General features: G+C 66.2%; 11 protein-coding genes. 4 read left to right on the top strand and 7 right to left on the bottom strand.

What is annotated here, in order from left to right; translation table 11 throughout:
* Positions 1–5: 5 nt before the first annotated feature.
* The 7 genes from dprA to ruvX all read right to left on the bottom strand — a co-directional run bounded on the left by dprA (position 6) and on the right by ruvX (position 6,656).
* Entirely contained in the window at positions 6–1,169 is a 1,164-nt protein-coding gene (gene dprA / locus ACO06P_RS03715; RefSeq protein ID WP_420348663.1) for a DNA-processing protein DprA, read from the bottom strand.
* A 151-nt stretch (positions 1,170–1,320) separates the two neighbouring features.
* Complete coding sequence (locus ACO06P_RS03710) at positions 1,321–1,728, bottom strand: hypothetical protein (protein ID WP_420348662.1); 408 nt, start codon at positions 1,726–1,728, stop codon at positions 1,321–1,323.
* A gap of 116 nt (positions 1,729–1,844) precedes the next feature.
* Positions 1,845–2,465 (bottom strand): glycerol-3-phosphate 1-O-acyltransferase PlsY, encoded by a 621-nt coding sequence (gene plsY / locus ACO06P_RS03705; protein WP_420348661.1) that lies wholly within the window; start codon positions 2,463–2,465, stop codon positions 1,845–1,847.
* A 14-nt stretch (positions 2,466–2,479) separates the two neighbouring features.
* Positions 2,480–3,796 (bottom strand): dihydroorotase, encoded by a 1,317-nt coding sequence (pyrC, locus tag ACO06P_RS03700; protein WP_420348660.1) that lies wholly within the window; start codon positions 3,794–3,796, stop codon positions 2,480–2,482.
* Entirely contained in the window at positions 3,793–4,782 is a 990-nt protein-coding gene (locus tag ACO06P_RS03695; RefSeq protein ID WP_420348659.1) for an aspartate carbamoyltransferase catalytic subunit, read from the bottom strand. The genes pyrC and ACO06P_RS03695 overlap by 4 nt, the downstream gene beginning before the upstream one ends.
* Before the next feature lie 69 nt (positions 4,783–4,851).
* On the bottom strand, positions 4,852–6,069 hold the full coding sequence (locus ACO06P_RS03690) for a CaiB/BaiF CoA transferase family protein (protein WP_420348658.1): 1,218 nt from the start codon (positions 6,067–6,069) through the stop codon (positions 4,852–4,854).
* A gap of 104 nt (positions 6,070–6,173) precedes the next feature.
* The gene (gene ruvX / locus ACO06P_RS03685; RefSeq protein ID WP_420348657.1) at positions 6,174–6,656 is read right to left on the bottom strand and encodes a Holliday junction resolvase RuvX; all 483 of its coding nucleotides are present in this window, start codon (positions 6,654–6,656) and stop codon (positions 6,174–6,176) included.
* A 183-nt stretch (positions 6,657–6,839) separates the two neighbouring features.
* Here ruvX and gatC point away from each other — a divergent pair, with 183 nt between their 5' ends.
* The 4 genes from gatC to gatB all read left to right on the top strand — a co-directional run bounded on the left by gatC (position 6,840) and on the right by gatB (position 10,905).
* Positions 6,840–7,127: an Asp-tRNA(Asn)/Glu-tRNA(Gln) amidotransferase subunit GatC gene (gene gatC, locus ACO06P_RS03680; protein WP_420348656.1), complete on the top strand. Its 288-nt coding sequence runs from the start codon at positions 6,840–6,842 to the stop codon at positions 7,125–7,127.
* Positions 7,127–8,602 carry an Asp-tRNA(Asn)/Glu-tRNA(Gln) amidotransferase subunit GatA gene (gene gatA, locus ACO06P_RS03675; protein ID WP_420348655.1) on the top strand — a complete coding sequence of 492 codons (1,476 nt, stop codon included), beginning with the start codon at positions 7,127–7,129 and terminating at the stop codon, positions 8,600–8,602. The genes gatC and gatA overlap by 1 nt, the downstream gene beginning before the upstream one ends.
* A gap of 5 nt (positions 8,603–8,607) precedes the next feature.
* On the top strand, positions 8,608–9,072 hold the full coding sequence (locus tag ACO06P_RS03670; RefSeq protein WP_420348654.1) for a GNAT family N-acetyltransferase: 465 nt from the start codon (positions 8,608–8,610) through the stop codon (positions 9,070–9,072).
* 384 nt (positions 9,073–9,456) lie between these two features.
* Positions 9,457–10,905 carry an Asp-tRNA(Asn)/Glu-tRNA(Gln) amidotransferase subunit GatB gene (gene gatB / locus ACO06P_RS03665; RefSeq protein ID WP_420348653.1) on the top strand — a complete coding sequence of 483 codons (1,449 nt, stop codon included), beginning with the start codon at positions 9,457–9,459 and terminating at the stop codon, positions 10,903–10,905.
* The last annotated feature ends 31 nt before the right edge of the window (positions 10,906–10,936 follow it).

The raw sequence follows: 10,936 nt of genomic DNA, 5'->3' as shown, positions 1-10,936 counted from the left end.
CGACCTCATAATAGGTCGGCAGGGGCTTTGTAAAGTCGCGCAACACGGTTACCCGGATGGCGCTCGATGCGTCCGGACAGTTCGAGGTCGAGCAAAGCGTTATGGACAACGCCGATCGGCAGGCCTGAAAGACGTACCAGTTCGTCGACCAGAAGCGGCTCCGCACCCAGCAGTTCCTCCAGGTTCCGGCGTTCGGCGGAACCGGCCTCGGCGTTTTCCCGGACGGATGGCAAAGGGAGCGGCGGCGCCGGATGCCCGGGCGTGGAGACCTGCTGCGGCCCGGCCGCCGGAACTGTTCTGCGCAGGTCGTCAAGGACCTGTGCGGCGGAGTCCACCAAGGTCGCGCCCTCCCGGATCAAATGGTTACAGCCGGCCGCCCGCGGGTCCAGAGGCGAACCTGGCACGGCGAAGACGTCGCGCCCCTGTTCGGCTGCGAAGCGCGCGGTGATCAACGAGCCGGAGCGCTTGGCCGCCTCGACAACCACCAGACCGGAGGCGAGGCCGGAGATCAGACGGTTACGGCGCGGGAAGTGCCGGGCCTGCGGTGTGGTGCCCAGCGGCATCTCGGAGATGACAGCACCACTTTCTTGCAGATCGCGGTGGAGGCGGTCGTTCTCCGGCGGGTAGACGACATCGACGCCACCGGCCAGTACCGCGACGCTGGGCCTCGGCAGCGCCCCGAGGTGGGCGGCGGTGTCGATGCCCCGGGCCATGCCGGAGACGACGGCGTATCCCGCTTCCGCAATCTCCGCCGCCAGACCCTGTGCGAAGCGCCGGCCGTTGGCCGAGGCATTGCGCGCGCCGACAATCCCGACCGCCGGGGCGGACAAAGCCGCCGGATCGCCAAGGACGATCAGCAGCGGCGGCGCGTCCTCCAGTTCCCGCAGCAGGACCGGGTAGGCGGGTTCGCACCAGGCCAGCAGCTTTGCGCCGGCCCGCTTGGTCGCGGCCATCTCCGCTTCGGCATCGGCCCGGGAGCAGACCCTGATCCTGCGCTTTCCGCCGGCGCGGGCGGCGACCTCCGGTAATGCGTCGAGGGCACCGCTTGGCGACCCGAAACGCTCGAGAAGCTGGCGGAACACCACCGGGCCGACATTTTCCGAACGGATCAGACGCAGCCAGGCGAGGCGCGCTTCATCGTCCAGAGGTTTAATGGTGTCCTGCTGCATCCCGTTTAGATCGTCACGCCGGGGCACAAAGGTCAAGCCCCGGCGGATGACGGGAACGAAGAGAAGGCCTGTGTCGGGTCTTCTTCTGGACGATTCTTGGCTCCTCGCCTGTCAGGAGCGGCAATGGTCAGCCGATTTCCCCATCAATAAGCTACCTCTGGGCAGCCTTGTCAGCTTCTTCGATAAACCTTCGCATAACATCGTCAGAAGCTGTGAAGGGGCTGAGCACAGTTGCCGCAACCTCCTTTTTCTTTTCGGCTGACCAAGTAAGCCAGATTTCTGAGCCCTCCAGACTTCGGATCGCAGCTTCCCAGTACTCAGAATGTGTTTTTGGGCTCATCTGACGCCTCTCTTCCCAAATGCGGGCGTAATCTTCGCGTCCGCGGTCGCGCTCCTTTTGGATTAGGGCATCCATGGTTTTGTTTGCCACGCTGGCGACAAACGGGCTCCCAGTGACCTCCGTGCTAAAAGGAGCCCTAGAGAACTTTCCTTCAAGAAGGGCGCGGTGGAGCGCATAGATCTCGTGATAATCCGTCAATTCAAGCTTTGTTGTGGTCATCGCAACCTCATACAGGATTCGGTCCACGCAGCTCGCTATCTAAGGGGTACCTGAACCAGGCTTCTGGTACAGGTTGGCCGGTTCTGTAGATCTAGGCCCGCCATGATCGGGGGGACTCATTCTTTCTTCTGGCCGATTTTTGGTTCCTCGCCCTTCAACAGCCGGCGGATGTTGGGGTGGTGGCGCCACCACACAAGCGCGGCAACTGCAGCCGTCAGTTCCACCATTTGCAGGTCGGACAGCAGAAACCAGGAGAGCAGCGGCGCTGCGGCAACGGAGCAGAGAGACGCGAGGGAAGACATCCGGAAGACCAGAGCCACGAGCAGCCAGACGCCGCAGCAGGCGGCGCCGACAGGAAAGGAGAGGGCCAGAAAGACGCCGAGCGCCGTGGCGACGCCCTTGCCGCCCTTGAAGCCCAACCAGACGGGAAAGAGGTGTCCGACCACTGCCCCGAGAGCGGCAACCAACGCCGTATCCGGTCCCCAGATCTGGGCAATCAGGACCGCGGCGATGCCCTTGCCGGCATCCAGCAGCAGGGTAGCGGCGGCCAGGCCTTTCCGCCCGGTGCGCAGGACGTTGGTGGCGCCGATGTTGCCGGAACCGATCTGCCGCACGTCCCCAAGGCCCGCGAGGCGGGTGAGGATCAAACCGAAGGGCAGGGAGCCCAGCAGGTAGCCGCCGGCGAGGGCGGCGGCCAGGTAAGGCCAGGTGAACTCCCAGGAGATCGGGTCGGGCATCGCGCCTGGCCCGCTCAGGCCGCTTCGAAAAGGGTGCGGCCGTCCACGACGGTGCGGCGCACGCGCCCCTGGACCGGCAGACCCTCGTAAGGCGTGTTCTTGGATTTGCTTTCGAAGCGGTCCGGGTCGATCCGCCAGGCGCGGTCGGGATCGAAGAGGATCAGGTCCGCCGGCGCCCCCTTCGCCAGCTGGCCACCCTTGAGGCCCAGGATGGCCGCCGGCTTCTCGGTCAGCCGGCCGAGCAGGTCGAGCAGGCCGATGCCGCCCGAGTGGTAGAGCTGCAGCGACAGCGGCAGCAGGGTTTCCAGACCGACGATGCCGGGCTCGGCGATGGCGAAGGGCAGGCGCTTGGATTCCTGATCGTGCGGGCTGTGATCGCTGGCGATGGCATCGATGGTGCCGTCGATCAGACCCGCGACCACCGCGCGGCGATCCTCCTCGCTGCGCAGCGGCGGCGAGACCTTGGCGAAAGTGCGATAATCGCCCACGGCAATCTCGTTGAGGGTCAGATAGTGCGGCGCCGTATCGCAGGTGACGGCAAGGCCGCGGGCCTTGGCCCGGCGGATGACATCCACCGTCTCGGCGGTGGACACATGGGCGGCGTGGTAGCGCCCGCCGGTCAGTTCGACGAGGCGCAGATCCCGCTCCACCGTCATCACCTCGGCCACCGCCGGAATGCCGGGCAGTCCCAGGCGGGTTGCCATCTCGCCGCCGTTCATGGCGCCGCCGGCAAGGCTCGGTTCCTCCGGGTGCTGCACGATCAGATGGCCGAATGTCTTGGCGTAGGAAAGCGCGCGGCGCATGACCTGTGCCGAGGCGATGGAGCGGGTGCCGTCGGTGAAGGCCACGGCACCGTATTCGCCGAGCAGGCCCATCTCCGTCAGTTCCCTGCCTTCCGTGCCCCTGGTGACGGCGGCGTAGGTGTAGACCTTGACGCTCTTTTCCTCGCGGGCGCGCCGCGCGATGTACTCGACCCCGGCCACGTCGTCGATGACTGGATCGGTGTTGGGCAGGGCCACGACCGAGGTCACGCCCCCCGCGGCGGCCGCCCGTCCGGCGCTGCCCATGGTTTCCTTCTGCTCTTCGCCGGGCTCGCGGATATGAACGCGCATGTCCACCAGACCCGGCGCTAGGCAGGCGCCGCGGCAGTCGACGGTCTGGATGCCCTGCGGCACGCCGTCCGCAAAAAGCTGGGGGCCGAAGTCGGTGATGCGGCCATCTTCGGCCAGCAGGGCGCCGGGCACGTCGAGACCCGTGGCCGGGTCGAGAAGCCGTGCATTGACATAGGCGGTGCGGTGCTTGGGCAGCAGCTGAGTCGCCGGTTGAGTCATCGGGCGAGGCGCTCCGGCGTATGCTCCGAGGCCATGAGGTTGGCGTTCAGGGTCTCCAGGCAGGCCATGCGCACGGCCACACCCATCTCCACCTGTTCGCGGATGACCGAGCGGTTGATGTCGTCGGCGAGATCGCTGTCGATCTCGACGCCGCGGTTCATGGGCCCCGGATGCATGATGAGGGCATTGGGTTTGGCGGCCTGGAGCTTGTCCTGATCGAGTCCGAAGAAGCGGTAGTACTCCCGTGTCGAGGGCACGTAGCTGCCCTGCATGCGTTCGGTCTGGAGGCGCAGCATCATGACGATGTCGCAGCCCTCCAGCCCCTTGCGCATGTCATGGAAGGTCTCGACACCCATGCGCTCGACCTGGCCGGGCATCAGCGTGGGCGGCGCGATCAGGCGCACGCGGGCGCCAAGGGTCGTCAGCAGATGGATGTTGGAGCGCGCCACGCGGCTGTGCGCGATGTCGCCGCAGATGGCGACCAGCAGCCCCTCCAACCCGCCGAGGCGGCGGCGGATCGTCAGGGCGTCGAGCAGCGCCTGGGTCGGGTGTTCATGGCTGCCGTCGCCGGCGTTGATGACGGCGCAGTTCACCTTCTCGGACAGCAGCTGGACGGCGCCGGAATCGGGGTGGCGCACCACCAGCACATCGGGGTGCATGGCGTTCAGCGTCATCGCCGTATCGATCAGCGTCTCGCCCTTTTTGATCGAGGACCAGGCGACCGACATGTTGATGACGTCGGCCCCCAGCCGCTTCGCAGCCAGCTCGAAGGACGTCCGGGTACGCGTTGAACTTTCGAAGAAAAGATTGATGACCGTTCGCCCGGCAAGAAGGTCTTTCTTCTTGTCGCTGCCGCGGTTCAGCGCAACGTAGCTGTCTGAGAGGTCGAGAAGGAAAAGGATCTCCGGTGCCGTCAGCCCCTCGATCCCGAGGAGGTGCCGGTGCCGATAGCCGCCAAAGGCGGTCGTTCTTTCAACCGAGGTCATTAAAGCGGTGTTATGACACCGGGCGGGAGCTTGGGCAAGCGGGTCCGGCGGTCCTTTGCGAGAACGGCTTCAGATGATGCCTTTTCCGCGCAGTCGCGCGCAGTCCTCCGGCCCCATATCGAGCAGTTCCCGCAGAATCTCGTCGCTGTGCTGACCGGCGCGCGGGGGTGCGAATCGATACTCCACCGGGGTCTCCGAGAACTTGATGGGGTTGCCGATGACATCCACCTCGCCCTTCTCGCAGCCGGGGTAGGGCAGGGCGACCTTCATGCCGCGGGCCAGAACCTGCGGATCGGCGAAGACCTTGTCGAGCGTGTTCACGGGTCCGCAGGGCACGCCGCGTTCTTCCAGGCCGTCGACCCACTCCTTCTGGGTCTTGCGCCTGGTGTATTCGGGCAGATGGCCATAGAGGGCGTCGCGATTGCGCACGCGGGCTGCGTTGGTCTGGAACCGTTCGTCCTCGGCCAGTTCTGCGCAGCCGGCAAACTCGCAGAAACGCGCAAACTGCGCATCGTTGCCCACGGCGATGATCACCAGCCCGTCGGCGCAGGGCATCACTTTATAGGGCACGATGTTGGGGTGCTCGTTGCCCTGACGCTTCGGCACCTCGCCCGAGGTCAGGTAGTTGAGCCCCTCGTAGGAGAGCCAGGCCACCTGACTGTCCAGCAGGCCGAGGTCGATATGCTGACCGAGGCCGGTCATACCGCGGCAGTGGAGGGCGGCCAGGATCGCCGAGGAGGCATACATTCCGCACATGATGTCGGCGATGCCGACACCCACCTTCACCGGCTCCCCCTCGGGCTCGCCGGTCAGGCTCATCATCCCGCCCATGCCCTGGGCCAGGTAGTCGTAGCCTGCCCGGGCGGCATAGGGCCCGGTCTGGCCGAAGCCGGTGATCGAGCAGTAGATCAGCCCGGGATGGGATTCCTTCAGGTCGTCGTAGCCCAGGCCATAGCGGGCGAGGTTCCCGACCTTGAAGTTCTCCACCAGGATATCGCAGTAGCCGATGACTTTCCTGGCCAGGGCCTGCCCTTCGGGCTGGGAGATATCGATGGCGAGGGAGCGCTTGTTGCGGTTGGCGGAGAGGAAATAGGCGCTCTCCGTGGTGTCGCTGCCGTCGGGGCCCGGGACGAACGGCGGCCCCCACTTCCGGGTATCGTCGCCCTGACCCGGGCGCTCGACCTTGATGACGTCGGCCCCCAGATCCCCCAGGAGCTGGGTGCAGGTGGGGCCTGCCAGAATGCGGGTCAGATCGAAGACCCGCAGGCCGGAAAGGGGAGCGGTCATGCGACGGGGGTCCTTGGCGGCGTGCTCGGTGGCGGAATATCAGCCGTTTTGCCGCGCGGTCATCCCAGGGTCAAGGGCTGGCGGGTCAAGAGTTGGCCTCCCCGTCAGCCGGGTCTGCGGGCCGCAATGGCGTCGAGGGCGCCCTGGAGGATGTAGGCGGCGGCCATCTTGTCCACCACCGCGGCGCGGCGCTTTCGGGTCATGTCGGCCTCGTCCACAAGGAAGCGCTCCACCGCGGCGGTGGAAAGCCGCTCGTCCCAGAACGCGATGGGCATCTCGAAGCCGGCCTTCTCCGCAAGGTTGCGGGCGAACTGGCGGACCGACTGGCAGCGCGGCCCCTCGCTGCCGTCCATGTTGACGGGCAGGCCGATGACGAGGCCGCCGATCCGCTCCTCCCGGCAGATCTCCGCCAGCCGGGCGGCGTCTTCGGTGAACTTGCCGCGTTTGAGGGTGGTGAGCGGCGAGGCGATGGAGAGCAGGCCATCGGAGACCGCGAGACCGAGGGTCTTGCTGCCGGGGTCGATGCCCAGCAGCCGCTGGCCGCGGGCGAGCTTCTGCGGCAGATCCTGGGGTGCCGTTTCCTGCATCGGGCCGTTATAGGCGGAGCGGGCGGAGGCCGGCAAGGCAGGCCGGGCGCGACCTTGCAGGGCGCCGGGGCCGGTGCTAGTTTCCGGCGGTTTTTCAATGCCCTGATCTTCGTGGTGCACGACCGCTCAACGGACCAGCTCGCACGGACGGTCGGGGCCTTCCAAAAAGAGGGTGGCTGGCCGATGTCGGTCGACAAGGATACCGTCGCGAAAATCGCGAGTTTGGCGCGCATTCGCATCGATGAGACCCAGAGCGAGGCCCTGGCCGGGGAGCTTTCGAACATTCTGGGCTGGATCGAGCAGCTTTCCGAGCTGGACACCGAGGGGGTCGAGCCCATGACCTCGGTGGTGTCGATGACTCTGCCGCTGCGCGAAGACGAAGTGACCGACGGCGGCTACCCCGACAAGGTGACGGCCAATGCGCCGGAAGCCGCCCACGGCTTCTATGCGGTGCCGAAGGTGGTGGAGTGATGAGCGATCTGACCGCCCTCACGCTGGCCGGCGCCCGCGACCTGCTGGGCAAGGGCGAAGTCTCTGCCAAGGAGCTGACGGAGGCCCACGTGGCCGCCGTAGAGGCGGCCCGGCCCCTGAACGCCTTCATCACCGAAACGCCGGAAAAGGCGCTGGCGATGGCCGAGGCCTCCGACTCCCGGCGCGCTGCCGGGGAGGCCGGTCTTCTGGAAGGCCTGCCCATCGGCATGAAGGACCTGTTCTGCACCGAGGGGGTGCTGACGACCGCCGGCTCCCACATCCTGGACGGCTTTCACCCGACCTATGAATCGACGGTGAGCCGGAATCTCTGGGACGCCGGCGCGGTGCTGCTGGGCAAGACCAACCTGGACGAGTTCGCCATGGGCTCCTCCAACATGACCAGCCACTACGGCGCGGTGGAGAACCCCTGGCGCCGGGAAGGGGACAACCGGCCCCTGGTGCCCGGTGGCTCCTCCGGCGGATCGGCGGCCGCGGTGGCCGCCCGCGCCGTTCTGGCGGCGACCGGGACCGACACCGGCGGGTCGATCCGCCAGCCGGCGGCCTTCTGCGGCATCGTCGGCATGAAGCCGACCTACGGGCGCTGCTCGCGCTGGGGCATCGTCGCCTTCGCGTCCTCGTTGGATCAGGCCGGGCCGATGACCCGGACGGTCAGAGACTCGGCGCTGATGCTCCGGGCCATGGCGAGCTACGACAGCAAGGACTCGACCTCGGTCGACCGCCCGGTGCCGGACTACGAGGCGGCGCTGAGCGGTGACATCCGCGGCATGAAAATCGGCGTGCCCAAGGAATACCGGGTCGAGGGCATGACCGACGAGATCGAGGCGCTCTGGCAGCAGGGCATCCGCTGGCTGGAAGAGGCGGGGGCTGAGACGGTCGAGATTTCCCTGCCGCACACCCACTATGCGCTGCCGACCTATTACATCATCGCGCCGGCGGAGGCCTCTTCCAACCTGGCACGCTACGACGGCGTGCGCTACGGCCTGCGCGAGCCGGGCGCAAGCCTGGACGAGATGTACGAAGCGACCCGCGGCAAGGGCTTCGGCGCCGAGGTGAAGCGCCGGGTGCTGATCGGCACCTATGTGCTCTCCGCAGGCTACTACGATGCCTACTACAACAAGGCACGGCGGGTGCGCAGCCTGATCGCCCGCGACTTCGCCCAGGCCTACGAGACGGTGGATGCGATCCTGACGCCGACCGCGCCCTCGGCGGCCTTCGGTGTCGGCGACAAGATGGACGACCCCATCGCCATGTACCTGAACGACGTCTTCACCGTGCCGGCCTCCCTGGCCGGGCTGCCGGGGATCTCGGTGCCGGCCGGCCTCTCGGCGGAAGGCCTGCCGCTCGGCCTGCAGATCCTGGGCAAGGCCTTCGACGAAGAAACGGTCTTCAGGGTGGCGGGCGTGCTGGAAGAGGCGGCGGGCTTCGAGGCCAAACCGGCTTTCCGGGCGGCGTAGTGGCCATGGCGGCGCAGGCAACAGCGATCGCCGTGCGCGAAGCCGGGCCCGACGACCTCGGGCTCCTGCTGCCGCTGTTCGAGCGCTTCTATGCGGAAGAGGGGTTCGAAGGCGCGGTGGCCGGCGTCGCGGAGAACCTGCGCCAGATTCTGGCCCGTGACGATACGGCGGCTTTCGTTGCCTGCGCCGGTGAGGATGCCGTTGGGGCGGCGGCGGCCAGCACCTCCTTCGGTCTGGAGGTGGGGCTCTATGCGGAGCTGGAAGATCTCTTCGTCGACCCGGTCTGGCGCGCCAAGGGTGCGGCCTCGGCCCTGGTAGAGGCGGTTGCCGACTGGGCCCGGGACAAGGGCTGCTCGGATATCGAGATCGTGCTGACGCCCCATGCGCTGGCCAAGGCGAGTCTGGTGCCCTGGTATGAGGCGCGGGGATTCGTCGAAACCGGGCGGGTGATTTACGAGCGGGCGCTGTGATGGCATGGCTGCGAACGACGGGACTCTGTTGGCGCAAGTTGCCTCTGGTCCTTATTCCAGCGATGCTCTGCGTCTGGCCAGGTGAGAGTGAGGCTCGATATGTTCTTTGTGCCTCTGGCGACCGAAGGTGCGAAGAGGTTTTGATTGGATTGATGCTTCTCGTCCTTGGCCTTATTCCAATCGGGGGTCTTTAGGCCTATCGCCGAGATACGCTCGGAAACGTCCGCCAGTACTGGGACCGCCAGTTTAGGCATCCGCAAACCTCCTTGGCACTTACGGCGGTCACTACGATGGCCCTGGGCGCGAAGATTGCCTATTCAGGCTGGTGCAGTTACTTCGGCTACCAGATTTGCTAGGCTGAATGTTAAGTATGGCGAGGCGGCAATGACTTTGATTAAAGGCAAGACAGGCGACTGGGAGATGGTCATCGGGCTGGAGGTCCATGCCCAGGTGATCTCCAAATCCAAGCTGTTCTCCGGGGCGTCGACCGCCTTCGGCGCGGAGCCGAACAGCCAGGTTTCCCTCGTCGATGCGGCCATGCCGGGCATGCTGCCGGTGCTGAACAAGGTCGCGGTGGAGCAGGCGGTGCGGACCGGCCTGGGCCTGAACGCCCAGATCAACCTGACCTCGGTCTTCGAGCGCAAGAACTACTTCTACGCGGACCTGCCGCAGGGCTATCAGATCTCCCAGTACCTCCATCCCATCGTCGGGGAGGGCACCATCATCCTGGACCTGGAGAACGGGGAGAGCCGGGAGGTGGGCATCGAGCGCCTGCACCTGGAGCAGGATGCCGGCAAATCGATCCACGACCAGCATCCGACCCAGTCCTACATCGACCTGAACCGGTCCGGTGTGACCCTGATGGAAATCGTCTCCAAGCCGGACATGCGCTCGGCGGAGGAGGCGGGAGCCTACCTGCGCAAGCTGCGCACCATCCTGCGCTACCTCGGCACATGCGACGGCAACATGGACGAGGGTTCCATGCGCGCCGACGTGAACCTCTCTGTGCGCCGACCCGGCGAACCCTTCGGCACCCGCACGGAAACCAAGAACGTGAATTCCATCCGTTTCGTGCAGCAGGCAATCGAAATGGAGGCGAAGCGGCAGATCGAAATCCTGGAGGAAGGCGGCGAGATCGTGCAGGAGACCCGCCTGTTCGATGGTATGACCGGAAAGTCGCGCTCCATGCGCTCCAAGGAAGAGGCGCACGACTACCGCTACTTCCCCGACCCGGACCTGCTGCCGCTGGAGCTGGACGCGGCCTGGGTGGAGGAGATCAAGGCCTCTCTGCCGGAACTGCCGGATACCAAGAAGGCGAGGTTTATCGGCGACTTCGGCCTGCCGGCCTATGACGCCGGCGTGCTGGTGGCCGACCGAGAGACGGCGGCCTTCTATGAGACGGTGGCCGAGGGGCGCGATCCAAAGCTGGCGGCCAACTGGGTCATCGGCGAGTTCTTCGGTGCGCTCAACAAAAGCGGCGCCGAACTGGCGGCAGCGCCGGTGGATGCCAGGAAGCTGGGCGGCCTGCTGGACCTCATCGCGGACAACACCATTTCCGGGCGTATCGCCAAGGAGGTCTTCGAGGCGATGTGGGAAAGCGGCGAGGAGGCCGAGGCCATCGTCGAGGCCAAGGGGCTGAAGCAGATCTCCGACAGCTCTGCGATCGAGGGCCTGGTGGAGGAGATCATCGCCAACAACCCCAAGCAGGTGGAGCAGTTCAAGGGCGGCAACGAGAAGATCCTGGGCTGGTTCGTCGGCCAGGTGATGAAGGCCACCCAGGGCAAAGCCAACCCCGGCATGGTGAACCAGGTCCTGCGCAAGAAGCTGGGGTGATCGCGGCGGCGATCAGCCGCCCATCGGCTGG

It is taken from the genome of Pelagibius sp. (genome assembly GCF_965227505.1).
GTDB lineage: Bacteria > Pseudomonadota > Alphaproteobacteria > Kiloniellales > Kiloniellaceae > Pelagibius.
This window is presented reverse-complemented; position numbering and strand designations above follow the sequence as displayed.